The organism is Mesorhizobium sp. B2-3-13 (genome assembly GCF_006442195.1).
In the GTDB taxonomy this organism is placed as follows: domain Bacteria; phylum Pseudomonadota; class Alphaproteobacteria; order Rhizobiales; family Rhizobiaceae; genus Mesorhizobium; species Mesorhizobium salmacidum.
On the sequence record NZ_VFVQ01000002.1, the window covers coordinates 388,415 to 413,648 of the forward strand.

Sequence of the window (25,234 nt, forward strand, 5' to 3'; positions counted from 1 at the left end):
ATCCCATCAAGCACTGAGCCGCTCAACTATCGCCGGCCGGCCGGATCCTGACCCTGGCAATCCGGTTCTTGTCGCGTTTCATGACGACGAAGCGCTTGCCGTGGAACGTAAAAGCCTGCTTCTCCTCGGGGATCGATTGCGCCTCGTGGATGACGAGGCCGGCTATGGTGGTCGCCTCTTCGTCAGGCAAGTTCCAGTCGAGCGCTCGGTTGAGGTCGCGGATCGGCACCGTGCCTTCGACCACGACGGAGCCGTCGGCCTCCTGCTTGACGCCCTGGATGTCGACATCGTGCTCGTCGGCGATCTCGCCGACGATCTCCTCGATGATGTCCTCCAGCGTCACCAGCCCCTCGACCTCGCCATATTCGTCGACGACGACGGCGAAATGCGCCTTGCGGCGCAGGAACGCATTGAGCTGTTCCTGCAAGGTCGTGGTGTCGGGCACGAACCAGGGTTTTGACGCGATCTTCATCACATCGATCTGCGAAAAATCGTTGCCAACCTCGTTCAGCGCCCGCAGCAGATCCTTGGCGTGCAGCACGCCGACGATGTTGTCGAGCGAGCCTTTCCAGAGCGGCATGCGGGTATGCGGGCTCTGCAGGATCTCGCGCACCACCGCTTCCGGCGCGTTGTCGGCATTGACCGAGCGCATGTTGGTGCGGTGGACCATGACGTCGGACACTTCAAGCTCCTCGAGATCGAACAGACCGCCGATGCGGTCGCGGTCCTCGCGCACCATCTGCCCGTCGCGGCGGAAATCGTCGACCGCGCCGCGCAATTCGTCCTGGCTCGAGCGCGGCGGCTCGATGCGCGACAGTTCATAGCCGAACATGGCAAGCAGGCGTGTGCGCACGGCAGCGACCAGCACGACGACAATGGTAAGGACGGCGACGACGACCCAGCCAGTGTCCATCTCAGCCGGCTTTCCGGCTGGCTGGGTGGCTTTCCCTGAGGAACGACAGCACTTCCGAGGCCGGCACGTCCTTGGCGATGAAGGCCTGGCCGATGCCGCGCGTCAGAATGAAGGTCAGCGCGCCGCGCGACACCTTCTTGTCCTGCGTGATGAATGAAAGCAGGGCTTCGGCATCTGGCAGTTCGCCCGGGATATCGGCCATCCGCCTCGGCAGCCCGACGGCACGCAGATGCGCCTCGACGCGGGCCGCGTCGTCGGGGCTGGCGAGATTGAGCCGCGACGAGAACCGGTGCGCCAGCGCCATGCCGATGGCCACCCCTTCGCCATGGACAAGGCGAGCGCCGTCATACTGCGTGGCGGCTTCCAGCGCATGGCCGAAAGTGTGCCCGAGATTGAGCAAAGCGCGGTCACCGGTCTCGAACTCGTCGCGGGCAACGACATCGGCCTTCGCGCGGCAGGCCTCGGCAATGGCCTCGACCCGTTCCGGTCCGCCGGCGAACACCTTTTCCCAGTTCGCTTCCAGCCAGGCGAAGAATTCCGGCCGGTCGATCAGCCCGTATTTGGCAAGCTCGGCATAGCCGGCGCGGAATTCGCGGATCGGCAGCGTGTCGAGCACTTCGGTGTCGGCCAGCACCAGCTTGGGCTGGAGGAAAACGCCGACGAGGTTCTTGCCGCGCGGGCTGTTGATGCCGGTCTTGCCGCCGACCGAGGAATCGACCTGCGCCAGAAGCGAGGTCGGAACCTGCACGAAATTCATGCCACGCCGCACAATGCCGGCGGCAAAACCAGTGAGATCGCCGATGACGCCGCCGCCAAGCGCGATGACGACGTCGCCGCGCTCCAGCCTGGCCGCCAGGACGCCATCGACCACCGCCTCGAGATGGGCAAAGCTCTTGGTCTTCTCGCCGGGCGGCATCGTGATGACGGCCGGCGAGATACCACCCGTCTCGAGCCCGGCCTTCAGCGCATCGAGATGCGCGGCGGCGACGTTCTCGTCGGTCACGACGGCGGCGCGTGTGCCGGGCAGCCGGCGCGAAATCTCGGCGCCGGCGCGCGACAGCAGGCCCGAGCCGATCAAGATGTCGTAGGCCCGGTCACCCAGACCGACTTCGACGGTGACTGGCTGATCCGCGCTCATGTATCGACCTCGCCCGTCGCGGCTATCGCATCGATGCCGAAATGCCGGCACAGCGCCTCAAGCACCTCGGCCGCGATGACCTCCTTGCGATCGTCGCGGGTCGGCACGGTGATGTCAGAGGTGGCATAGACCGGATAGCGTTCCCCCATCAGCCGCTCCAGCACGGCGCGGGGATCCGCGCTTTTCAAAAGCGGCCGGTTCTGCTTCTTGGAAACGCGGTCCATCAGAAGGTCGAGCTCGGCTTTCAGCCACACCGACACGCCGTGCGTGGCGATGGCCTCGCGCGTCTGCGCGTTCATGAAGGCACCGCCGCCGGTCGACAGAACCTGCGGGCCGTTTTCAAGCACGCGCAGGATGACACGCTGTTCCAAAGCCCGGAACTCGGTCTCGCCATAGCGCTCGAACAGTTCCGGAACGGTCATCCGCGACACGCTCTCGATCTCCTGGTCGCTGTCGATGAAAGGCAGCGAAAGCATCGTCGACACCTTGCGGCCGATCGCCGTCTTGCCGGCGCCCATCAGCCCGACAAAGACAATGGACCGGCCGCCCAGCCGGCCAAGCAGCGCGGCATGGGTCTCGCCTGGAGGATTTGCCTGTAACGCGTTCATCAGCTGTTTCTTGGGCCCTCTTTGCCGGCGTATCGACATGAAAAGCCGGTTTGCGTCAAGCGTGCCGAGTGCCTTGGGCTGATATGGACAGGGCGACGCTCGCATCAGAAGTTGCTAACAGGGCCCCGCTTCTTCCTTGAATTGGCCGGATTGGCGTCCCATAAGGGCACAGGGTTTGGAAACGCAGAACAAAAAGACGGGCGAGAATTGATGCCGACACTGTTTCGCTTTGTCGTGACCCTCGCGATTCTGACCGGCATTGCCTATGGTACGATGTTCGCGCTGGTGATGTTCGTCGAGCCGAAAAAAGCGGAAATGAGCGTGCGTATTCCGCCGGAAAAGCTCAATCCTAAGAAAAACTGAATCCCAAAAAACTGACTCGGAACCGCCTCAAGGAAATGAACAGCGCCGCCCGCATCGAGGCCTTCCTGGAAATGATGAGTGCCGAGCGGGGGGCGGCCGAGAATACGCTTTCCTCCTATCGCCGCGATCTGGAGGATGCTTCCGACGGGATCGATGGCGGACTTGCCCGCGCAGGTGCCGCCGATATCAGGGCCTATCTCGACGAGATTGCCGCGCGCGGCTTCGCGCCGACCTCGCAGGCGCGCAAACTGTCGGCGATCCGCCAATTCTTCAAGTTCCTCTATGCCGAAGGTCTGCGCGGCGATGACCCGACCGGCACGCTTGACAGCCCGAAAAAGGGCCGCCCGCTGCCCAAGACGATGAGCGAGGCCGAAACCGGCCGGCTGATCGACCGCGCCGCGCACGAAGCAGGCGATGCCGGGCTCGCCCACGCCGACAGGCTGGCGGCGCTGCGCCTGCATGCGCTGGTCGAAGTGCTCTACGCCACGGGTCTGCGCGTTTCCGAGCTGGTCGGCCTGCCGGTGACGGTGGCGCAACGCGACGACCGTTTCTTCATGGTGCGCGGCAAGGGCGACAAGGAACGCATGGTGCCGCTGTCGGCCAAGGCGCGCGCGGCGATGCGGAGCTGGCTTGGCGCTCGGGCCAAGCTGCCCGCCTTCGCCAACAGCCCGTTCCTGTTTCCGGCGGCATCCGACAGCGGCTATCTCTCGCGCCAGGTCTTTGCCCGTGATCTGAAAGGATTGGCGGCGCGCGCCGGCATTGCCTCGGCCAAGATCTCACCGCACGTGCTGCGCCATGCTTTCGCCAGCCACCTCTTGCAGAACGGCGCCGATCTCAGGGCCGTGCAGCAACTGCTCGGCCATGCCGACATATCGACGACACAGATTTACACCCATGTGCTGGAGGAGCGGCTGGTGCGGCTGGTCAACGATCATCATCCGCTTGCCGACTAGACCTCATATCGCTATGTGAGGACGACATTTCACCGCCCGGAGCCTTGGTTTCAATGGTTCCGCAGTCTTGCCTTCCGACGCATCGGTCCGCCCAACCATGTACAACTACCTCGATTTCGAAAAGCCGGTGCAGGATCTTGAGCTCAAGATCCTCGAGCTGAAGAAGCTTGCCGAGAACGGCGAGGCGGTCGATGTCGCCGATGAGATCACCAGGCTCGAGAAGCGCTCGCGCGATGCGCTGCGCGAACTCTACAAGGCGCTGACGCCGTGGCAGAAGGTGCAGGTGGCGCGCCACTCCGACCGGCCGCACTGCGTCGACTACATCAAGAGCCTGTTCAGCGACTTCACGCCGCTCGCCGGTGACCGCAATTTCGGCGAGGACCAGGCGATCGTCGGCGGCTTTGCCCGTTTTCGCGGCGAACCCATCGCAATTCTCGGCCAGGAAAAGGGTTCGGACACGGCGAGCCGCCTGAAGCACAATTTCGGCTCGGTACGCCCCGAAGGCTATCGCAAGGCGGTGCGGCTGATGGAGCTTGCCGATCGCTTCAATATCCCGCTGCTGACGCTGGTCGACACGGCCGGCGCCTATCCCGGCGTCGGCGCCGAGGAGCGCGGCCAGGCCGAAGCCATAGCCCGCTCGACCTCGGCCTGCCTTGGCCTGAAAGTGCCGTCGATCTCGGTGATCATCGGCGAAGGCGGTTCGGGCGGCGCCATCGCGATCGCCACCGCCAACCGCGTCTACATGCTGGAACACGCCATCTATTCGGTGATTTCGCCTGAAGGCGCCGCCTCCATCCTGTGGCGCGACACGACCCGCTCCAAGGACGCGGCGACCAACATGAAGATCACCGCCCAGGACCTGCTGGAACTGAAGATCATCGACGCCATCATCCCCGAGCCGATGGGAGGTGCCCAGCGCGCGCCCGAAACGGTGATTGCCGCGACCGGCGATCTCATCGCCAAGACGATGAAGGAATTTGCCGGCGCCAACACCGATTTCCGCGAACAGCGCCGCGAGAAGTATCTGGCGATGGGCCGCAGCCTCTGACGCCCTTGGGCGGCGGAACACGGATGGCGGAAGCTCCCTGTCCTTGGCAATGTGGCGGCGATGAGCAATTTCGCCACAAAAATGCCGCCCCATTCGGTTCAATGAAATCACCGTGAGATTGGCCGAGCCTTGCGGTAAGGAATTTTCAAGGTTAACGGGCTTACGGTCCGTCGGTGTTCAGCATGCGGGTTTGGCCGTTTCGAAGCCATTGGCCCGAGAAAAAAGACATAGCCTTGCCCATGTTTGCCAAGCTTGCACGTACTGGAGTCCTTGCCGCCTCGATAGCCGTCGCGGGCTGCAATGATTCGTCGATGAAGGACTTTGCCCCGGAAGCCAACAAGCCGCTGCCCGACAAGATCCTTGCCGACATGAGAGCCAAGGGTATGGTCCGCACCTCCTCGGTGATGACGCGCATCTTCAAGGAAGAAGGCAAGCTCGAGATCTGGAAGGCCAAGACCAACGGCCGCTACGACATGGTAGCGAGCTATGACATCTGCAAATGGTCGGGCAAGCTCGGGCCGAAATACACGGAAGGCGACCGCCAGGCGCCGGAAGGTTTTTACACGGTTCGCCCGTCGCAGATGAATCCGCGCTCGAACTACCATTTGTCGTTCAACATCGGCTTTCCCAACGCCTATGATCGTGCCAATGGCCGCACCGGGCAGAATCTGATGGTTCATGGCGCCTGCTCGTCATCGGGCTGCTATTCGATGACCGACGCACAGATCGAGCAGATCTACGCCTTCGGTCGTGACGCCTTCCAAGGCGGGCAGACCGAGTTCCAGATCCAGGCTTTTCCGTTCCGCATGACCGCGGCCAATATGGCGCGCTACCGCAGCGACCCGAATTACGAATTCTGGAAGATGCTCAAGGTCGGCTACGACAATTTCGAGGTCACCAAGGTGCCGCCGAAGGTCGACGTCTGCGAGAAACGCTACGTCTTCAACCAGGTGGCCGCCGATGGGCAGATCTTCAATCCGACCGGCCCCTGCCCGGCGACCACGCAGCCGGATTCGCTGAAGAGCGCCTACAACGCCTATCAAAGCACCTATGACGCGGCCTTCAACAGCGCGCTCAAGGCCAGCGTGCCGCCACCCAAGCCGACGATTGCCGGCATCAAGGAAGCCAGCATCGTCTCCGACTGGTCGAAGCGCCGGGCTCGTGGCGAGCGCGTGCCGATCGATCCGCCGTCGCTCAACACCGACGGTTCGGTGACCGAGACGGCGCGCATGGGCCGCATCGATTCGCCCGCCGGCCGCAAGATGGCCGCGCTCGACGCCGAGAAGGCAGCTAAGCAGAAGGCGGAGGAGCAGAGGCTGGCGGCCATCGAGGCCGCCAAGCAAGCCAAGGCACAGGCGTTGGCTGAAAAGGAAGCAGCCAAGGCGCAAGCTGTGGCTGCAAAGGAAGCGGCCAAGGCCGCCAAGGAAGCTCCCGTCGCCACCGCGACCATCGCTGCCCCAACCGAGGCCGCACCTGCGGCCGAGACGCAGGCTGCAAGTGCCGATGAGAGCCGCGTGACGAAGCTGAAGAACAAGCTGCTCGGCATGTTCGGCGGCTGAGTTGGCCAATGCATGTCGACCAAAAGTGCGTAGCGGTTTTGGGTCAACGATATGCGTGACTTAGAACAAGCCGCGATCTATGACCTGAAGGGGCTGAACTGCCCCTTGCCCGCACTGAAGGCGAAAAAACGCCTGGCCGGTATGCAGCCCGGCAGCAGGCTCTGGCTGGAGACCACCGACCCGCTGGCCGTCATCGACATTCCGGCATTCTGCGCCGACAGCGGTCACCAATTGATCGAGACAGCGGCGATGCCCGATGGCCATCGCTTTCTGGTCGAACGCGGCGAACAGCGCCCGTAAGACTCAACGTCCGGCGATCGCCAGCGGATTGTGTTCCAGCGCCACGCGGTCGGGCGTGTCGACCGACGGCCGGTTGGTGAAGGCAGCGAACAGCCGGCGCACATAGTCTTCCGGCATGTCGAGCGTAATCAGCACCAGACGCGTGCCGCGCTGGCTATCCGGCCAGGATGGCAGCCGCACCGGCGGATGCAGGATCTTCTGCACGCCATGCACGACCAGCGGCCGCGATGGGTCCTCCTGCAGTTCGATGACGCCCTTCATCCGCAGCAGGTGCTCGCCATGTGTGGAACGCAGGAGATCGAGGAACATCTCGATGGCTGAAAACGGCACCGGCCCGTCATGCACCAGCGAATGGGTTTTTACGCGCTGGTCGTGGCGATAGGCATGATCATGATGATCATGATGGCCATCATGGTCGTGATCATGCGCGACCTCTTCGCCGAGCCAGCGCCGCACGTCGGCGGACTTGGTGGCCGGGTTGTAGAGGCCGCAGTCGAACAGCACCGCCACACCGGCTTTCGTCTCCCCGACATCAAGCAGTCGAGCCCCGGGATTGATCTGCCGCAGGCGCGCCCGCAGCGTTTCGAGATCGCCGGGATCGGCGACCAGGTCGGCCTTGGAGAGCACGATGCGGTCAGCGACCGCGACCTGCTTGACCGCCTCGACATGCGCATCGAGTGTCGTATCGCCGTTGACTGCATCGACCAGGGTTATGACGCCATCGAGCCGAAAAGCCTGGACCAGGGCCGGATGGCCCATGATCGACTGCAGCACCGGTGCCGGGTCGGCCAGCCCCGTGGTCTCGACGATGACGCGGGCAAGGCGGGCGATGCGGCCGGTCTGCAGCCGATCGACCAGGTCGGCCAGCGTGTCGACAAGTTCGCCGCGCACCGTGCAACACAGGCAGCCGTCGGAAAGCTGGATGATGCCGTCGGAGGCCTGCTCGACCAGCAGATGGTCGATCGTCACCTCGCCATACTCGTTGATGATGACCGCGGTGTCGGCCAGCGCCGGATCCTTCAGGAGCCGGTTGAGCAGCGTGGTCTTGCCGGCGCCGAGGAAGCCGGTCAGCACCGAGACGGGGATCGGGAAACCGTTCATCTGATTCTGCCTTTTGATTTGAGCATGATCTCCAGCGAAAACCGGATTTTTTGGATTATGCTCTAATTCGCGACCTTGGCCGACTGGTCGCCTTGCGCGGCGGCACCCACGACTTTCGGGCCCGTGCCGGCGGGTACCGGCTTGTCGGGCCGCCAGGCCGGGATCGGCACATCGGCATATTCCTGCGCGCCCTCGTCGAGGATTGCTTTCGGCGCCGGACCCGTGGCGCCGCCAAGGCCGACGGCAACCAGTGTCGGCACATGATCGAGCTTCTCCCGATAAGGCGACTTAGGCTGGTCCTTGGCGGCGGCCGGCGGCGGCGCCTCGGACTGCTCCGCCTTCGTCTTCTTCTTGCAGACCTCGTCATGCATGTCGTTGGGCGAGATCAGATCGCCGTAAGGCGCGAGCGTGGTGACGGTGGTGGACCCGGCGGCAGGCGCGTCAAAGCCCTGATCGAGCAATTTGGCAGCGGCTTCGGCACGGCTGACCGCCGACTTCTCGCCAAGCACGACCGCCACCAGCGTGCGTCCGTTGCGGGTCGCCGACCCGATCATGTTGAAGCCCGACGGGCAGACGAAGCCGGTCTTCATGCCGTCGGCGCCGGGATACCGGCCGATCAGCAGATTGTAGTTCGGAATGGCCTTCTTGCCGACCGCGAGCCCCTCGATCGAGAACCACGGCGCATATTGCGGAAACTCGCGGCGGATCGCCATCACCAGGATCGAAAGGTCGCGGGCCGTCGTGTACTGGTCGGGCGAGTAAAGGCCGTTCGGGTTGACGAAATGGGTGCCGTTCATGCCGAGCCTGGCCGCCTCGGCATTCATCCTTTCGGCGAAGGCTGCCTGCGAGCCGCCGACATTCTCGCCGACCGCCATGGCGATGTCGTTGGCCGACTTGACCAGCATCATCTTCAGCGCATTGTCGAGCCGCATCACCGAGCCCGGCTTGAAACCCATCTTGCTCGGCGGTTCGCCGGCGGAGTGTTTGGTCACCTTGATCGGCGAATCGAGCTGGACTTCCCCCGCCGCGATCGCCCGGAAGGTCACATAGGCGGTCATCAGCTTGCTGAGCGAGGCCGGATACCAGCGCTTGAACGCATCCTGGTGCTGCAGGATCTGGCCGCTCTTCAGGTCGAAGACCACCACCGGATTGGCCAGCGCCGACCCGGCCAGAACCGACAGCATGATTGCGCCAGCCGGGAATAGTTTGAGGAAATGCCTGTGCCGCATGATCGAATCCGAAATCGCCTCTTGCCCTGATTGCCCCTGGCTCCGTAAGATTTCGTTACGTGACCGCCAGCATAAGGATCCGACCCTCAAAAACCGGACCGCATTATTGCGGTGCTATTTACCCTATGTGACGCCAACATGGCAAAGCGCCTGACAATCACAATTGCAAAGCCCGGGGCACAATTGCAAAGCCTGCGGCACAATTGCAAGCACCGGCCCATTTGCAAAACCTCAGGCTGAAGCCGGCTGCACCAACAACGAAATGGAACCACCATGCCAATCCTGAACCGCGCCGCCGAAATGCAGGACGAAGTCGCCGGCTGGCGACAGCATCTGCACCAGACGCCAGAGCTGAACTTCGATGTCTTCAAGACCGCGGCCTTCGTCACCGAAAAGCTGAAAGAGTTTGGCTGCGACGATGTGGTGACCGGGCTCGGCAAGACGGGTGTCGTCGGCATCATTCGCGGCCGTCAGGGGGAAGGCCCCACGATCGGTTTGCGCGCCGACATGGATGCACTGCCGCTCAAGGAGATCACCGGCAAGCCCTACGCGTCGACCGTTCCCGGCAAGATGCATGCCTGCGGCCATGACGGCCACACCGCGATGTTGCTCGGCGCGGCGAAATATCTCGCCGAGACGCGCAATTTCACCGGCTCCGTTGCGGTGATCTTCCAGCCGGCGGAGGAAGGCGGCGGCGGCGGCAACGAGATGGTCAAGGACGGCATGATGGAGCGCTTCGCTATCGCGAAAGTGTTCGGCATGCACAACATGCCCGGCCTGCCGGTCGGCCAGTTCGCCATCCGTCCAGGCCCGATCATGGCGGCGACGGCCGAATTCACCATCACCGTGAAAGGCAAAGGCGGCCATGCGGCGATGCCGCACGGCACGATCGACCCGATCGTCATCGCCAGCCAGCTGGTCGGCGCCCTGCAGACGATCGCTTCGCGCAGCACCGATCCGGTCGAGGCCGTGGTGGTGTCGGTGACCAAGTTCCACGCGGGCGACGCTTACAACATTATTCCGGAATCGGCCGAGATCGCCGGCACCGTACGCACGCTGAAGAAGGAAGTGGCCAAGAAATCGGAAGAGCGTATCCGGGCGATCTGCGCGGGGCTGGCTACCGCCTATGGCGCGACGATCGAAGTCGACTACGACGCGAACTACCCCGTGACGTTCAACCATGCGGATGAGACGGTCTTCGCCAGCGATGTGGCCGCCGACGTGGCGGGCGATGCCCAGGTGCACCGCGCGATCCAGCCGGTGATGGGCGGCGAGGATTTCTCCTACATGCTGGAAGCCCGGCCCGGCGCCTTCATCTTCATCGGCAATGGCGAGACCGCCGGTCTTCACAACCCGGCCTATGACTTCAACGACGAAGCCATCCCGCACGGCATGAGCTATTGGGTGAAACTGGCGGAGACGGCGCTAGCCGCCTGAGGCCGGTCAGTAAAAACGCCGGCCGAATTGCGTTCGGCCGGCCCTCTTGGCGAAACGGTCCGAAGCGGCTATGTGTCGGGCCGCGTGGTCCCGTAGCTCAGTAGGATAGAGCGGCAGATTCCTAATCTGTAGGTCACAGGTTCGATTCCTGTCGGGATCACCACTCAGGTTCAAGCGGCTGGCATTTCCATTGCCTGAAGCAATCCCTACCGAGGCTTGTCGCTTGGCACCCATTTGAAGTGGTCGCCGTCCTTCTCGATCTGCCCGACACCCGGGAACGGGAAGTGTGGTGCGAAGATCATCTCGTGGTCCTCGGCCAGCGTCGTCAGGGTCTTGGCCCTGTTCTGCTCCGCTTCCGGCTTGTCGCTGTCGAAGGCCAAGGCCCAGTCCGGCTTGGCGAGCGAGATGATTGAGCTGTGCACCGTGTCACCAATATCGAACAGCCGTTCTTTTCCGGATTTGATCTGGTAGCCGACATGGCCAGGTGTATGGCCCTTGAGCGCTACCGACGTGATGTCAGGCGCAATTTGGACGCCGGCCTTGAATGGTTTCACATGGTCGGCGATGACACTGACGATATCGGCCGCATCCTTGTTGGACTTGGCAAAATCCCACTCCACGTCCGACATCCTTACCGTGGCATTGGGAAAAGCCAGTTTGCCGTCCTTGACCAGTCCTCCGATGTGATCGGGATGAGAATGGGTGATCAATATCTCGTTAACGTCACCGGGTTTGACACCGGCCTTGGCCAGGCTGTCCTGCAGCGCGCCGCCGACACCGGTGTCGATCAGCACGACACTGGTCTTCGATTTGACCAGCAGGGCGTCAACGCTCAGCGTGATGGTATCGGTCGGCGCCCCCGCCGCCTTGAGCAGTTCGCCGACTTCCGCGGGGCTGTGATCGAGGCCGAAGGTCTTGCCATCGTTGGGTTTGACGAACTGGGCGTCGTGCAGTGCAACGATGTCGAGCTTGCCAAGCTTGAATGATTTTGCATCCGGCTGCTGCGCCGGCATCTGCGCCATTGCCACGCCTTGATAAAAACCCATCAAGACCGTCATGGCCGTCAGCCTGATCGTGGGATTGAACCTTTTCATATGGGCATCCTCTGGCTGCGGAAGGCACGACCGTAGCGGAACACCACTAGTGGGGCGGATAATTCCGGGGTCGGGCCGATCACAAATTTGCTAGGGGATATAGGCCCTGGGCATGTTCCGGCAATGGGCGACCCGTTGCCTATAGCCGCCCCCTCGTGCGGCTCTATCGACTAGGCCGGACGGCCCCTGTCGTGCTCAAGGGCACCTGCCAGCCCCGAAGGATAGTCCGCGCAGAGTCAGCGCACTTCGTCTGAGCCATCGGCGACACCGACGCGATGACGGTAGACCATTTCCCATCCCTTCCAACCCGTGAACAGAAGGATGAGAACCACGATCAGCGAGAGGACAAGGCCGGTGGGCATCACCGCCGTCTCGCCATGGGCATAGCGCGAATACCAATTGTAGAGTTCGATCAGGACGACGACCACATTGCCGCCAGCGTGGAGCCACGCGTCACGCAGATTGCGGATTTGAACATCGCCCAAGACATCGGTCAGCCCGGCAAGAGCTGCCAAGGCGGCCATTATCAAACCCGCCCCGAGCAACCAAAGACTACCGGTGACCCATCCCGGACTGCCCGTTCGCCAGAAGATCAGGTCGCAAACGAAGGTGGCGACGAAAAAAGCGATCGGGAACGGGATCAGCATGGGATGGATCGGATGGCCGGCTATACTTGCGGTGCTTTGTGGGTTGCGGGCCATGGTAGTGCCTCGAAAGCCAGTCGCGCGCGACTGCATTGCATCTCTGAAAGACAGCGTGAGGTAAGAACGCCGGCGCCGGCTGAATGTTCCACAACCGGAAGCGGCAGAGACCTCAGGTGCGGAGATGCATGCGGGGAGCAAACCCGTTCGATGGCGGAGCAGGTAGAGCGAAGTGGCGGGGGGCGCGTAGCTATGCCGCAATGTGCGCAAAGCTGGCCGTGCTCACCCGCCATGGCGAACCATGGCGGGATTTTTCATGCTTCGGATGCGATCAGGCCGGCTCAGCGGACCCGGACGACAAAATGCTTGGTCACCGGCTCGATGATCTTCCAGGTGCCCTTGAAATCGGCTTCCACCACGAAGGCGTCGCCGGGGCCAACTTCGACCGGCGTGCCGCCGTCGGGCGTGATGATGATGCGGCCGGCGATCATGTGCACGAACTCATAGTCTGTGTAGGTCGCATGATAGGTGCCGGGCGACGCCCGCCAGGTTCCGGATATCACCTTGCCGTCTTCTGTCGTGTGCTGGACGGCGGTCTGCATGGTCGGCTGGCCCTCGACCACGATCCAGCCAGGCAGATCGCCGGCTTCCGCGTGCTCGACCGCGCCGAATTTGAAGATGGTTTTGTTCGTCATGTCGGGCTCCGTTTGCTTCGTGTGTTCGCGATCGGATAGCCGATGCACATGACGGGAGCAATGCCGTGCCATGCGAAACAGGTGCGGCTGCGCATCCGGGCATGACCCGCCCGCTGCCCGCCGACTTCGAGTGCTATGGCTTGTGCCGTGCCGAGACCAACTCCGCCCTGCGTTGCGCCGTCTCCAGCCCGAGGCCGATGAAGGCGCGCGCGTGCTTGGCGAGGGCCATATTGTCGGTCCACAGATTGCGCCAGATGGCGGTCTTCTTCGACAGGTTTTCGTCGACGATCTCCGAGGAGAAGGATTCGAAGCTGAGGTCGTCGGCGTAGCCGATGGCGGTCAGCGCATCGAATATTCCGGCGAAGTCGATGTTGCCGGTGCCGAGGAAGCCGCGATGGCTCTCGCCGATATGGACATAGCCGATCTTGGCCGCCGCGTGGCGGATGGCGAGACCGACATCGGCCTCCTCGATGTTCATGTGGAAGGTGTCGAGATGCAGGAAGATGTTGTCCGACCCGGTGTCCTCGATGAAGGCGAGGCCCTGCGCGGCGGTGTTGAGCAGGTTGCTCTCGAAGCGATTGACGATTTCGAGGTTGAGCGTGACGCCGGCGGCCTTCGCCGTCTCGGCGACCTTTGCCAGCGTTGCCGCGCTGCGGTTCCATTGATCGCGTGTCGGCGCCTCGACCTGCAGCCCATGGCTGGTCGACAGAATGCCGGCGACCTTGCGGCCGCCAAGATCGCGCGTCAGCGCGATGGTGTCGTTGAGGATCTCGACGCCGCGCGCGGCGATCGCCTTGTCGGCGCTCGAAATATCGCCATCTCCAGGCAATCCAATGCTGATCGCGACGCCGAGATCAAGAGCGGCAATGCGTTTGGCAAGCGCGCCGATATCGACATTGGCGGGGTCGAGATAGGAGAATTCGATCAGGTCGAACCCGGCCTTCTTGGTATTGGCCAGCGTGCGTTCAAGCTCGCCCTGCGCCGAGCTTGCCGACCAGACGAAGGAATGGATTCCGATGCGCGACATGATCGTCTCCGGCATTGAGATGGGATGAGAATGGGTGCGGCCGGGATCACCCCGGCCGCACCAGCCGTGGGAGGCTTAGCGGGCCGCGGTCCAGCCCTTGTAATCCTTCAGGTTCTCGGCCGTGATCAGCTTCGGGTCAAGTAGCACCGTCGGCTCAGCGGGCTTCTTGCCGGCCAGCAGATCGGCCGCCATGGTCAGCGATTGGCCGGCCATCACATAGGGATCCTGCGAGGCCGAGGCCTTGATCATCGATTTGCCGGACGCCAGTTCCTTCTCGATATCGGGTGCGCCATCGACTGCCGTGAAGACGAACTCGGAACGGTTGAGCTGCTTGGCGGCGAGTTCGGCGCCGATCGCCGTCGGATCGTTGATGGCGAATACCGCGTCGATCTTGTCAAAACGAGTGAGCAGCGACTGGAACACTTTCAGGCCGCCGTCACGCGAGCCTTCGGCATTCTGGTCGTCGGACAGGATCTTGATGTCGGGATGCTGGGCAAGCACGTTCTTGCAGCCCTTCACCCGCTCCAGGATCGACGAAGACGCCGGTCCGTTGAGGATGACGTAGTCGCCCTTACCGCCGGTGTGGTCGACCAGGTATTGGCAGGCTTCCTCGCCGGCCTTGACGTTGTTGGTCATCACAGTGACGTCGGCGCCCGGTGCCGAAACGTCGAAGGCGGCGACGACGATGCCGGCGGCCTGCGCCTTCTTCACCGCGGGAGCGATTGCCTTGGCGTCGACCGCGTTGAGCATGATCACGTCGACGCCGGCGGCGATGAAGGAATCGACCTGCGAGACCTGCTTGTTGAGGTCATAGTCGGCCGACACCGACGTCACCTCGACCTTCGGATTGATCTTCCTGGCCGCATCCTCGATGCCCTTGATGGTCGCGACGAAGAAGGGGTTGCCGAGCAGGCCGACCGAGATGCCGACCTTGTTGAGGTCCTTGGCCGATGCCGGCACGATGGCGACGGCCGCGAGGGCGGCGCCGCAGAGCAGTTTGGCGATGGTCTTCATTACGCTTACTTCCTCCTGATGCCCCGCGCCTCTCACGGTGCGTTACAAGCCGGTCTTTAATGCCGGCGACCAGGTCACTCACGTTCTCGCCCCTGCCTGGAGCCGGTAGCGGTCGAGGGCGACCGCCACGATGATGACCAATCCCTTGATGATGTACTGCCAGATATCAGAGACACCGGCCAAGATGAGCCCGTTGGACAGCACCGCGATGATCAGACCGCCGATCAGCGTGCCCCAGATAGACCCGACGCCGCCGACGAAGCTGGTGCCGCCGAGGATGACGGCGGCGATGGCGTCGAGTTCATAGCTCTGCCCGAGTTGTAAGCCGTTGGCGGCGTAGAGCCGGGCCGCCGACATCGCGCCGCCGAGACCGGCGAGCAGGCCGGAAACGCCGTAGACGAAGAGCAGCACCAGCGGCACCTTGATACCGGTCAGTCTGGCTGCCTCGGCATTGCCGCCGACGGCGTAGATCCAGGTGCCGAGCACGGTGCGCTTCAGCACCAGCCAGGACAGCACCACCACCGATAGCGCGATGATGACCAGCCAGGGGATGCCGAGCACCGAACCGTTGCCGATGAAGTCGAACGGCAGGTCGGAGTTGAACACCGTCGTGTCCTGCCCGAGCAGGCGGGCAACGCCGCGTACGGCGGTCAGCGAACCCAACGTGACGATGAACGGCGGCAGCCTGATATAGGCGACCAGCAGCCCGTTGATGAGCCCGAAACCGAAACCGACCAGGATGGCCGCCGGCACGCCGAGCAGGCCCCAGTCCGGCACCAGCGACACCAGCACCGCCACCATCGCCGAGGCGGCGAGAATGGAGCCGACCGACAGGTCGATGCCGCCGGTCAGGATGACGAAGGTCATGCCGGCGGCAAGCACGATGTTGATCGACGATTGTTGCGTGACGATGAGCAGGTTGGTGCCGGTCAGAAAGCGCGGATTGATGAACTGGAAGCCGGCGGCCAGCAGCACCAGCACCGGCAGCATGCCAAGCGCCGCAAGCGCGGTGCGCAGCCGCCGGCTTCTGACCGCCGCCTGATCCACGCTCTTCGTCCCGGTCGTCCTGTCTGTCATCGCTGAGACGCTCCCGTCGCAAGTTCCATGATCGCTTCCTGGCGAAGCGGCTCGCCTTCGGATGCCGTCACCTCGCCAGCGATCGCGCCATCGCGCATCACCAGCACGCGGTCGGCGACGCCGATCACCTCGGGCAATTCGCTGGAGATCATCAGGATGGCGATGCCCTTGTTGGCGAGATTGTCGATCAGCCGGTAGATTTCCGACTTGGCGCCGACATCGACGCCGCGGGTCGGCTCGTCGAGGATGACGACCTTCGGCTCGGTCTCCAAGAGGCGCGCGAGCAGCACCTTCTGCTGGTTGCCGCCCGACAGCGAGCCGGCATTGGCTTGTGCCGAGCCGGTGCGGATGGACAGGTCGGCAATGGCCTTTGCCGCTCTCCTGTCGGCGGCGGTGAAATCGCGAAAGCCGCCGGCTCGCGCATCCCTGGCCAGCACGCCCATGCTGATGTTGTCCGAAATCGACATGTCGAGGAACAGGCCGAGTTCCTTGCGGTCCTCGGTGAGATAGGCGATGCCGGCGTCGAGCGCCTCGCGCGGCGAGCCGATGGTCACCGGCTTGCCGTCGAGTTCCATCGTGCCGGCGCTGCGCTTGTCGGCGCCAAAGATCAGCCTGGCAAGCTCGGTGCGGCCCGAGCCGACGAGGCCTGCCAGTGCCAGCACCTCACCGTGATGGAGGTCGAACGAACAGTTCTTCAGCAGACGCCCGTCGGACATGCCGCGCACCGAGAGCGCGACGGCGCGTTTCTCGTCGGGCGGGCGATGATCCTTCTTGTAGAAGGCGGAGAGATCGCGGCCGACCATCATCGAGACCAGGCGCGACGCGTTGAGGTCGGCGCGATCGAGCGTGCCGACATAGCCGCTGTCGCGCAGCACACTGACGCGGTCGGCGAGTTGGTAGACCTCCTCCATGCGGTGGCTGATGTAGATGATCGCAATCCCTTGCGCTTTCAGCGTCGCGATCACCTCGAACAGGCGGTCGGTCTCGCGCGAGGTCAGCGACGTGGTCGGCTCGTCCATGACGATGATGCGCGCGTTGGTCGACAGCGCCCGGGCGATCTCGACCAGCTGGCGCTCGCCGAGCGACAGGCTGGAAACCAGGGCACGCGCCGAGAAGGAGACACCGAGCCGGTCGACGATCTCGGCGGCGCGCCGGTTGCACTGGTCGCGGTCGACGACGCCGAACCGGCGCGGCTCGTTGCCGAGGAAAATGTTCTGCGCCACCGTCAGATTCGGCGCCAGTGACAGTTCCTGGTAGATCACCGCGATGCCGGCGGCGCGCGCCTTGATCGGATCGCCGGTCGCGGCGGGCGCGCCATCGATCAGGATCTCACCGCCGGGATCCGGCCGATAGGCGCCGGACAGCACCTTCATCAGCGTCGACTTGCCGGCGCCGTTCTCGCCCATCAGCGCGTGCAGTTCGCCTGCGTGGACGCTGAGCGAGACGTCCTGCAGGGCGCGTATCGCGCCAAAGGTCTTGGAGATGTGGCGCATCTCCAGCACCGGCTGGCGCGCCGCTAGCGTCCGGACTGCCGCGCTCATCGCGCACCCGCTGCCGTCTTGGCGGCGCTATCATGCCCGGCAACGCGATCGCGCCAGGTGTCGCGATAGCCGGCGAGGCCGCCGAATTGTGTCGCCTGCACCGGCTCCGGCGGCTCGGCAGCGAAGTCTCGGCCCACGCTCCCGAAGGCGAGCGCCGCGGCGCCCGTGGCGCTGCCTTCCAGCGAGGCACCTTGCAGGAAGGCCTGACCGGGACGCAGCTGCGCCAGCAGCCCGGCGAGCAGGCCGCCAGTGTTCAGTCCGCCATCGACGATGACGGTATTATCGGAATGGCTGAGGTCGAGGCAGAGATCGATCATCAGCGCCACGTAAAGCAGCGCCACCGCCGCGCGTTCACCGGCATCGGGCGTGCGCCCGACCAGCCGGCCAGGGCGATCCGGCATCGGCCCGCCCGGAGCGAAGCTCGGCAGCGCCATGAGGCTGGCATCGATCGCCTGCTGTATCGGGCCATGCGGGATCGGGCCTTGCCAGCCGCCGCTGATGACGGCGAATTCGCGCCCGCCCATGAAACGGATGGTCGGCACCGGACCGCCGTCGACATCGACATTGACCAGCATGTCGCGGTCGCGGTCGAGCGCTTCGAGCGGACAGTCGGGATTGAGTACGACGACCCAGGTGCCGGTCGACACGACGGTCAGCGGTCCAAGCCCTTGCCGTCGATAGGCGTACAGCGCCGCATTGGAGTCGTGGACGCCGTTGTGGATAGCGATCGATCGCCCGGTACTGCCGAAGCGCTGCTCGCCGATGACGGCGCCGGCGCGTTCGAAAGCCGGCATCTGGCCGCGCCAGCCTTCGGCGTCGACCAGCGAGGAAAAATCACGTTCGCGCGGCGCCCACAAATGCGAATGGCAACCGAGATAGGACACCTCGCAGACCGGCAGGCCGCCGAGACGCCAGCTCCAGTACTGGGGATAGCCGAGGAACCATTTCGCCGCCGCGAACGTGTTGGGATCGACTTCCTGCAGCCACAGCATGTGACGGCCATAGTTGAAGCCGAGCGGCAGGCGGGGAGAGAACGTCTCGGCGAAATCCGGGATACGGCGGTCGATCCGCGCCGCGATTTCGGCCGGCGGCTCCTGCTCGTAGTCGAGGATCGGATGGGTCAGCGCCTTGTCGACAAGGGCGAAGGTGCAGCCATGGCCCGACACCATCACTCCTCCCACGCCGTGGCTCTCGACCGCGTCGGTGACGGCACCGAACGCCCAGCCATGGAGGGCGGCATCGTCGAGTACGCTGAAACCGCCTTGTCGCGTCCATTTCGGCTGCGTGCGGCGCTCGTCGAGGATGCGTCCGTCCTGGCCGAAGACGAACAGCTTCGAATTGGTCTTGCCGAAGTCGAGCACCGCCACGTTCACGCGAGGGCTCCCGAGGTTGAAGCAATCCGCACCATGACGCCGGCATCCTCCAGCATGCGCGCATCGGCATCGGAGAGCCCGTCATCGGTGACCAGCGTGCCGATGCGCGACAGGGGCAGCGCGACATTGCGGGCGTGGATCGACAGTTTGCGGCTATCGGCCAGCACCACGATCTGATCGGCGCAGAGGCTGAGGTCGACGATGGAGCGCACCAGCAGCGGATGCGATTCCAGCAGCCCTTCCTGGTTGAGGCCTTGCGTGCCGAGAAAGAATTTCGAGGCATAGAACGGCGTTGCCTGGGTCAGCGAATGGATGATGCCTGGCTCGCGGTGCAGGTCGCCGCCGGCAACCGTCAGGCTGCAATGGCCATGATCGCTGAGATAGGCCGCGAGCGGCATCGAGTTGGTGTAGAGCCGGATGTTGCGGTCGGCGAGCTTGACGCCGAGATGAAAGCAGGTCGAGCCGCCATGGACGATGACGGCATCGCCATCGCGTACCATGGTCGCGGCGACCGCCGCGATCTGCCGCTTGGCCTCGACGGCAAGGTCACGGTTCTCGTCATAGGGTCGGGCATAGGCGACGCCCGCATGCGAAGCGCCGTCGAGTGCCGAGATACCGCCATAGACCTTGCGGGCTTCACCGGCCTCATCGATTCGGTCGATATCGCGCCTGACCGTCGCCGCCGAGACACCGAGCCGCTCCTGCAACTCGCGCACGGAGGCGAACGGGCGGTCCCGCAGCAATTCGATGATCTGACGCTGGCGGCCGAGGTCGTTCAACCTTCCTCCCTGACGCATTTTTCGTGGCAATTGGTGTAACTTACTCAACATTAGTCGGATTGCAAGCTGATTTGACGATAGTAGATCAGCATTGACGCAGATCACTCACATCTGCGATACCATCGCCAACACCGGTCCCGACGACGGGATTTTGTGCGAGCGCTGGAGAAAAGGGCCATGGCAACCCAAGCTGATGCACAGGAACTGGCCGCCTTGCGGGCGCTTTCGACCAGCATCGGACTGAACCCGCATATGACACAGGCGGCGGGCGGCAACACCTCGTTCAAGGCCGGCGACACGCTGTGGATCAAGGCCTCGGGAACCTGGCTGAAGGATGCCCTCAGCGACGACATCATGGTGCCGGTGGCGATGGCACCGCTGCTCAAGGCCGTCGAGCAGCGTGATCCAGCCGCCGACAAACCACAGGCCTTCGCCATCGAAGACCTCAATCCGCGTGGCCTGCGCCCGTCGATCGAGACCACGGTGCATGCCTTGATGCCGCAACGCGTGGTTCTGCATGTCCACTGCGTCGACACGATTTCGCTTGCCGTCCAAGCCGATGGCGAGGCCGAGGTCGCCAGGCGGCTGGGCGACATCGAATGGGCCTGGGTGCCCTATTTCCGGCCAGGCCTACCGCTCGCCCGCGGCATTGCCGAGAAATTGCGGCCGGGGGTCGACGTGCTCATCCTTGGCAATCACGGGCTGGTGGTCGCCGCCGAAACCGTCGCCGCGGCGGAAGCCTTGCTGCATCGCGTCCGGTCGCTGCTGGCGCGGCAGCCGCGCACGACCGCAGCACCTGATATCGCCGCCTTGACGGCGCTGGCCGGCGACTACCGATTGCCGTCGGATGTCGAAGCGCACGCGGTCGCGCTCGATGCGGAAAGCCTGGAGATGGCCGAAGCCGGCAGCCTCTATCCGGACCATGTCATCTTCCTCGGCCAGGGCTCGGTCGTTGCGAAACCGGGCGAGGACGTGGCCGGCGTCATCGCGCGGGTCGGCGCGGCGCCCGTGGCAATCCTGTTTCCCCGCGCCGGCGTGCTGATGCGCGGCGACGCCAGCGCCGGTGCCGACGCCATGCAGCGTTGCCTCGCCGACGTGACCGCGCGCGTCGATGGCAAGGCGCGGCTGAACTATCTCACCGCCGCCGAGAATGACGATCTGGTCAACTGGGACGCCGAGCAGTATCGCCAGAAGCTAAACGCCGCCAGCACGGCCTAACAGGGGACGGACGACATGACGCCACTTGTCGTCGGCATCGACATCGGCACCTCCGGCGCCCGGGCCGTCGCCATGCGTCAGGATTTTTCCATCGCCGGCCAATCCGCAGTGCCACTCGACAGATTTGGCCAGAACCCCCGTGATCCCCGGACTTGGTGGCAAGCGATCCAGGCGGCGCTGGCGGATCTGCTTTCGGGCATTGACCGCGCCGCGATCCGGGCCGTCGCCGTCGACGGCACGTCGGGCACGCTGCTGCCGGTCGACATCGATGGGCGGCCGCTGGCCGAGCCACTGATGTACAACGACAAGATCGATGACGCCGACATCCTGGCCATGGTCGCCCGTGAGGCGCCGGCAGCGAGCGCCGCCCACGGAGCGACTTCCGGCCTCGCCAAAGCCTTGCGGCTCCAGCATCAGCCCGGCATAGCGGCCGTGCTGCACCAGGCCGACTGGATCGCCGGCAACCTGTCTGGACGCTTCGGCGTCAGCGACGAGAACAATGCGCTCAAGACCGGCTATGATGTCGAGGCCCGCCGCTGGCCGGACTGGATCGCGACCACCGGCATGCGCATGGACCTGCTGCCTGATGTCGTCGAACCGGGCGATGTCACCGGCACGCTAACCGCGGCCGCCGCGGAGCTTTTCGGCCTGCCGCGCGATGTGGTCGTGGTTGCCGGCACCACGGACGGCTGTGCCTCGTTCCTGGCGACGGGCGCCACCGCGGCCGGCGACGGCGTCACCGCTTTGGGCTCCTCGCTAACCATCAAGATCCTGTCCGAACGGCCGATCTCGGCGCCGCGCTTCGGCATCTACAGCCATCGGCTCGGCGATGTGTGGCTGGCGGGCGGCGCCTCGAATTCCGGCGGCAAGGTGCTGGCGCAGCATTTTCCGCTCGCGCGGATCATCGAACTCAGCGCGATCATCGACCCCACGACCGAGACCGGCCTCGACTACTATCCGCTTGGTACGGCTGGCGAACGGTTTCCCGTGGCCGATCCGGCCTTGGCGCCGCGTCTCACCCCACGGCCCGCTGACGATGCCGACTACCTCAAGGCGATGTTCGAGGGCATGGCGGCGATTGAGGCGCTTGGTTACAGCAGGCTGGCCGAACTTGGCGCGCCGGCCCTGACCTCCATTCGCAGCGTCGGTGGCGGCGCCGCTAACCCGGTGTGGAGCGCGATCCGGCAGCGCAAGCTCGGCGTCGCGTTCCTGCCGGCATTGTCGGACGAGGCCGCCGCGGGTACGGCGCGGCTGGCGCTGAAAGGCGCAAGCGAGGCAGGGCTTCTATGAATACGAAAAAGCTCGAACGTCTCGACGGCATCGGGCCGCTGGCGGAACGCTATCAGGTCTTCCTGCTCGACCAGTTTGGCGTGCTGCATGACGGGCAGGCTCCCTATCCCGGCGCGGTGGCGGCACTGTCCACGCTGAAGCGCGCCGGCAAGACCGTGGTGCTGATCTCCAATTCCGGCAAGCGCGCCCGGCCCAACGAGGCACGCCTGCTGAAGCTTGGCTTCGAGGCCGGCAGTTGGGACCATTTCGTGTCCTCCGGCGAGGTGGCGTGGCGACGTTTCCACGAGATGGCGGCGACCGGAGCCTTGCGGTCCGGCACGAGGTGCCTGCTGATCAGCCGCGACGGCGACCGCAGCGCGATCGAAGGCTTGCCCTTCGGGCTGGCGGAGGCTGGCGAAGACGCCGAACTGGTGCTGATTTCGGCCAGCGAGGGGGACCGCCACGACCTCGACCACTATCGCCGGCTGCTCGCCCCGGCGGCGGCGCGGCAAGTACCGTGCTTCTGCACCAATCCCGACAAGATCATGCTGACGGCGGTCGGACCTCGCTTCGGCGCCGGCGAGATCGCCGATCTCTACGAAACCCTGGGCGGCGGTGTCACCCGCATCGGCAAGCCCTATCCGGCGATCTTCGAGGCGGCACTCGCACTGGCCGGCGAACCAGAGCACGGCAGCGTGATCTGCGTCGGCGACAGTGTCGAACACGATGTTGCAGGCGGCAATGGTGTCGGAATCGCAACGGCGCTGGTGCTGGGTGGAATACTGGCCGGCACGCCTGACCTTGCCGCTGTTTTCGACGAACACAAGGCCCGGCCGGATTACACCACGAATTCGTTCAGCTTTCGCTGACCGCTTCCAGCATCCGTCTTGCGCTTTCCTCGTCGGTGATCAGGATTGTCGGCACAATCAGGTTCATGGCGCCGAGCAGCGCATCGGTCTTTTCCGCGCCGCCGGAGGTCAGAATGCGGATCGGCGCCTTGCGCAGCCGGTCGACGTTCACCGACATCACATGGTTGTTGACGGGATGGTCGACCAGATCGCCATTGCGGTCGTAGAAATGGAACAGGAGGTCGCCGACGGCGCCGCGCGCCAGCAGCGCCTCCCGGTCCGCTTCCCTGAGGAAGCCGCCGCGCGAGAAGGTGGTGGCTGAAGCGATGCCGCCAACACTCAGCAGAACGGCATCGAGCGCGTCGGCCATTTCAAAAACCTCCTGCAGACCGCAACGTTCGACCAGCGCGATCTTGGTCTCGACGCTGTCGACGACGGCCGGCGTCGGCATCAGATAGCCGTCGCCCTGGAAGATTTGGGCGAAGCGCCAGGCGAACTCGGCCGGGTTGGTCCGGCGTGCGATGCCGACGCCGCCAAGCAGCGAAATCACCTTGAAATCGGTCAGCGATTTGGCGCTGATGAACGGCAAGGTGTGGAACAGCGTATTGCCCCAGCCGACGCCGACCTGCATGCCGGACTTCATCGCATCGGACAGGAACATGCCGGTCTTGGCGGCGATTGCCGGGATCGGGTCGGCATTGGCCGCTGTCAGCGGCGCCACCAGCGCCTGCTGCAGGCCGAAGGTCTTTTCGAGCGCGCGTTCCAGCCGCACGATCTCCAGAAGCTCGCTCTCGATGGTGATCTTGACCTCGTTGCGCGACCGCGCCTCCGCCAGCATGCGCACGATGGTGACACGGCCGACCCCAAGCACGTCGGCGATCTCGTTCTGCGTCATCTGCTCGACGAAATACATCCAGGCGGCGCGGATCCTGAGGCGGTCCGTCCGGCTCTCGCTGACGACCTGCTCGGTCGCTTCGGCTCCTGCCCGCCTTTCGTCGGCCCGCCTTTCGTCGGTTTGTCGTCCCCTGGCCAAATGATCCCTCCCCCGCGGCGGCGGACGCGCGCGCCGTCGCCGATTCTGCGTGCTGGTCTAGTATCGCCTATTGATCTACCAATCGATAGGAACAATGTAGAGTCGGTGGGCCGGCCATTGCAGGTGGCTCCGCACGGCACATTCGAGGCGAACCGCGATGCTCCGACAAATCTCCGAAGATGTCCGCGTCAACCTCAAGGACCGGCTGCGGGAAGTCCGTGACATCATCCGCCAGAGCCGCCATGACGGCGCCAGCGAGGCCAGCCTGCTGCACGAAGCGACCAGCCATCTGCCGCCGTTTCCGGGCAAAGGCATCGAAGGCCTGCTCAGCCATGCCGCGAGTGCCGTCGACGAAGCGCTGTCGATCGCCGAATCCTTCGTCCCGCATGAACGTCCGATAAGGGTCGACGGAACGACCGTAAAAGGCCTCGGCACCTATTTCCCGGCAGGGGACGAAGACCAGCAATTGAGCGCCGAGCGCCTGTTCCGGCGCGACATGTATTATCTGACCAAGGCGGTGCTTGCCGGGCTGAAGATCGACCATGCCCGTATCCATGAAGCCGGGTTCGCCGCCGTCCACGCGGCCATGCGCAGGCGCCATGGCGATTTGTTGGCTGCGCTGGCCGCGCCTGGTGCTGGACTGCAGGCGATCGCGGCGACGTGTTCGGCGTTGCTGATCGAGTGCCTCGGCCATCGCCCGATCCGTTTTGATGACACCGCCCCGGAAGCGACGGCAATGAGTGATAGGGCGCTCGACATAAGCTGCCTGGGGCCGGTCGTCCTGGCCTGCGGGCTGGCGACAAACGGCCGCAACGATGCGCCGGAGCCCGACATGCTGGAAATCGCGATCCTGGCCGCCGATATCCGCCGCGACCGTATCATCCAGGCCTGCGCCAAAACGAGCCCGGCCGATGAATTGACACCTGTCTTCGCCACCTTGCTTGCGCATTTGCCATAAGGCCTCCTGGCGCAGTTC

25 protein-coding genes and 1 tRNA gene are annotated in these 25,234 nt (G+C 64.3%); 11 read left to right on the top strand and 15 right to left on the bottom strand.

All coding sequences use genetic code 11. The features are described 5' to 3' along the window. Positions 1-22: 22 nt before the first annotated feature. From FJ941_RS04400 to FJ941_RS04410, 3 genes are read right to left on the bottom strand one after another with little or no spacing between them, the layout of a single operon-like run. Positions 23-913, bottom strand: a complete 891-nt coding sequence (locus FJ941_RS04400) for an HlyC/CorC family transporter (protein ID WP_140503354.1) — start codon at positions 911-913, stop codon at positions 23-25. Position 914: 1 nt separating this feature from the next. After that, positions 915-2,051: a 3-dehydroquinate synthase gene (aroB, locus tag FJ941_RS04405; RefSeq protein WP_140503356.1), complete on the bottom strand. Its 1,137-nt coding sequence runs from the start codon at positions 2,049-2,051 to the stop codon at positions 915-917. Then, entirely contained in the window at positions 2,048-2,659 is a 612-nt protein-coding gene (locus FJ941_RS04410; RefSeq protein WP_027143532.1) for a shikimate kinase, read from the bottom strand. Before FJ941_RS04410 ends, aroB begins: the two co-directional genes overlap by 4 nt. Before the next feature lie 210 nt (positions 2,660-2,869). On the opposite strand from FJ941_RS04410, the gene FJ941_RS04415 reads away from it, so the two are divergent. From FJ941_RS04415 to FJ941_RS04435, 5 genes are all read left to right on the top strand, one after another. Then, positions 2,870-3,022 (top strand): hypothetical protein, encoded by a 153-nt coding sequence (locus FJ941_RS04415; protein WP_027143533.1) that lies wholly within the window; start codon positions 2,870-2,872, stop codon positions 3,020-3,022. Positions 3,023-3,057: 35 nt separating this feature from the next. Beyond that, positions 3,058-3,975 (top strand): site-specific tyrosine recombinase XerD, encoded by a 918-nt coding sequence (locus FJ941_RS04420; protein WP_140503358.1) that lies wholly within the window; start codon positions 3,058-3,060, stop codon positions 3,973-3,975. Positions 3,976-4,072: 97 nt separating this feature from the next. After that, positions 4,073-5,023 carry an acetyl-CoA carboxylase carboxyltransferase subunit alpha gene (locus FJ941_RS04425; protein ID WP_140503360.1) on the top strand — a complete coding sequence of 317 codons (951 nt, stop codon included), beginning with the start codon at positions 4,073-4,075 and terminating at the stop codon, positions 5,021-5,023. A 239-nt stretch (positions 5,024-5,262) separates the two neighbouring features. After that, on the top strand, positions 5,263-6,582 hold the full coding sequence (locus FJ941_RS04430; RefSeq protein WP_140503362.1) for a murein L,D-transpeptidase family protein: 1,320 nt from the start codon (positions 5,263-5,265) through the stop codon (positions 6,580-6,582). Between the two features lie 51 nt (positions 6,583-6,633). After that, on the top strand, positions 6,634-6,882 hold the full coding sequence (locus FJ941_RS04435; RefSeq protein WP_140503364.1) for a sulfurtransferase TusA family protein: 249 nt from the start codon (positions 6,634-6,636) through the stop codon (positions 6,880-6,882). 3 nt (positions 6,883-6,885) lie between these two features. On the opposite strand, the gene FJ941_RS04440 is transcribed toward FJ941_RS04435, so the two are convergent. Continuing rightward, the gene (locus FJ941_RS04440; protein WP_140503366.1) at positions 6,886-7,983 is read right to left on the bottom strand and encodes a GTP-binding protein; all 1,098 of its coding nucleotides are present in this window, start codon (positions 7,981-7,983) and stop codon (positions 6,886-6,888) included. A 62-nt stretch (positions 7,984-8,045) separates the two neighbouring features. Continuing rightward, complete coding sequence (locus FJ941_RS04445) at positions 8,046-9,212, bottom strand: D-alanyl-D-alanine carboxypeptidase family protein (RefSeq protein ID WP_140503368.1); 1,167 nt, start codon at positions 9,210-9,212, stop codon at positions 8,046-8,048. A gap of 273 nt (positions 9,213-9,485) precedes the next feature. On the opposite strand from FJ941_RS04445, the gene FJ941_RS04450 reads away from it, so the two are divergent. Together FJ941_RS04450 and FJ941_RS04455 are read left to right on the top strand one after the other, a co-directional pair. Then, a complete protein-coding gene (locus tag FJ941_RS04450) occupies positions 9,486-10,649 on the top strand; it encodes a M20 aminoacylase family protein (RefSeq protein ID WP_140503370.1) in 1,164 nt (387 codons plus the stop codon). Between the two features lie 86 nt (positions 10,650-10,735). Further along, positions 10,736-10,812, top strand: a tRNA-Arg gene (locus FJ941_RS04455). A 43-nt stretch (positions 10,813-10,855) separates the two neighbouring features. Here FJ941_RS04455 and FJ941_RS04460 read toward each other — a convergent pair. The 9 genes from FJ941_RS04460 to FJ941_RS04500 all read right to left on the bottom strand — a co-directional run bounded on the left by FJ941_RS04460 (position 10,856) and on the right by FJ941_RS04500 (position 19,890). After that, positions 10,856-11,743: an MBL fold metallo-hydrolase gene (locus tag FJ941_RS04460; RefSeq protein WP_140503372.1), complete on the bottom strand. Its 888-nt coding sequence runs from the start codon at positions 11,741-11,743 to the stop codon at positions 10,856-10,858. Between the two features lie 236 nt (positions 11,744-11,979). Next, positions 11,980-12,444 carry a DUF2231 domain-containing protein gene (locus FJ941_RS04465; protein WP_140503473.1) on the bottom strand — a complete coding sequence of 155 codons (465 nt, stop codon included), beginning with the start codon at positions 12,442-12,444 and terminating at the stop codon, positions 11,980-11,982. 281 nt (positions 12,445-12,725) lie between these two features. Beyond that, the gene (locus tag FJ941_RS04470) at positions 12,726-13,079 is read right to left on the bottom strand and encodes a cupin domain-containing protein (RefSeq protein WP_140503374.1); all 354 of its coding nucleotides are present in this window, start codon (positions 13,077-13,079) and stop codon (positions 12,726-12,728) included. Between the two features lie 133 nt (positions 13,080-13,212). Then, positions 13,213-14,106, bottom strand: a complete 894-nt coding sequence (locus FJ941_RS04475; protein ID WP_140503376.1) for a sugar phosphate isomerase/epimerase — start codon at positions 14,104-14,106, stop codon at positions 13,213-13,215. 75 nt (positions 14,107-14,181) lie between these two features. Next, positions 14,182-15,120: an ABC transporter substrate-binding protein gene (locus tag FJ941_RS04480; RefSeq protein WP_140503378.1), complete on the bottom strand. Its 939-nt coding sequence runs from the start codon at positions 15,118-15,120 to the stop codon at positions 14,182-14,184. Between the two features lie 78 nt (positions 15,121-15,198). Continuing rightward, complete coding sequence (locus FJ941_RS04485) at positions 15,199-16,197, bottom strand: ribose ABC transporter permease (protein WP_140503380.1); 999 nt, start codon at positions 16,195-16,197, stop codon at positions 15,199-15,201. Next, positions 16,194-17,738: a sugar ABC transporter ATP-binding protein gene (locus FJ941_RS04490; protein WP_140503382.1), complete on the bottom strand. Its 1,545-nt coding sequence runs from the start codon at positions 17,736-17,738 to the stop codon at positions 16,194-16,196. Before FJ941_RS04490 ends, FJ941_RS04485 begins: the two co-directional genes overlap by 4 nt. Continuing rightward, on the bottom strand, positions 17,735-19,111 hold the full coding sequence (locus tag FJ941_RS04495; RefSeq protein WP_140503383.1) for a carbohydrate kinase: 1,377 nt from the start codon (positions 19,109-19,111) through the stop codon (positions 17,735-17,737). The genes FJ941_RS04490 and FJ941_RS04495 overlap by 4 nt, the downstream gene beginning before the upstream one ends. Next, positions 19,108-19,890 carry a DeoR/GlpR family DNA-binding transcription regulator gene (locus tag FJ941_RS04500; protein ID WP_140503385.1) on the bottom strand — a complete coding sequence of 261 codons (783 nt, stop codon included), beginning with the start codon at positions 19,888-19,890 and terminating at the stop codon, positions 19,108-19,110. Before FJ941_RS04500 ends, FJ941_RS04495 begins: the two co-directional genes overlap by 4 nt. A 177-nt stretch (positions 19,891-20,067) precedes the next feature. Here FJ941_RS04500 and FJ941_RS04505 point away from each other — a divergent pair, with 177 nt between their 5' ends. Genes FJ941_RS04505 through FJ941_RS04515 form a run of 3 tightly spaced genes read left to right on the top strand, consistent with a single transcriptional unit; the run spans position 20,068 to position 23,246 of the window. Further along, positions 20,068-21,108 (top strand): class II aldolase/adducin family protein, encoded by a 1,041-nt coding sequence (locus FJ941_RS04505; protein WP_140503387.1) that lies wholly within the window; start codon positions 20,068-20,070, stop codon positions 21,106-21,108. Between the two features lie 15 nt (positions 21,109-21,123). Further along, complete coding sequence (locus FJ941_RS04510; protein WP_140503388.1) at positions 21,124-22,398, top strand: FGGY-family carbohydrate kinase; 1,275 nt, start codon at positions 21,124-21,126, stop codon at positions 22,396-22,398. Further along, entirely contained in the window at positions 22,395-23,246 is an 852-nt protein-coding gene (locus FJ941_RS04515) for a TIGR01459 family HAD-type hydrolase (RefSeq protein ID WP_140503390.1), read from the top strand. Before FJ941_RS04510 ends, FJ941_RS04515 begins: the two co-directional genes overlap by 4 nt. Here FJ941_RS04515 and FJ941_RS04520 read toward each other — a convergent pair. After that, entirely contained in the window at positions 23,233-24,258 is a 1,026-nt protein-coding gene (locus FJ941_RS04520) for a sugar-binding transcriptional regulator (RefSeq protein WP_140503392.1), read from the bottom strand. The genes FJ941_RS04515 and FJ941_RS04520 overlap by 14 nt on opposite strands. 157 nt (positions 24,259-24,415) lie before the next feature. Between FJ941_RS04520 and FJ941_RS04525 the strand changes: the two genes are divergently transcribed. Continuing rightward, complete coding sequence (locus FJ941_RS04525; RefSeq protein WP_140503394.1) at positions 24,416-25,216, top strand: hypothetical protein; 801 nt, start codon at positions 24,416-24,418, stop codon at positions 25,214-25,216. The last annotated feature ends 18 nt before the right edge of the window (positions 25,217-25,234 follow it).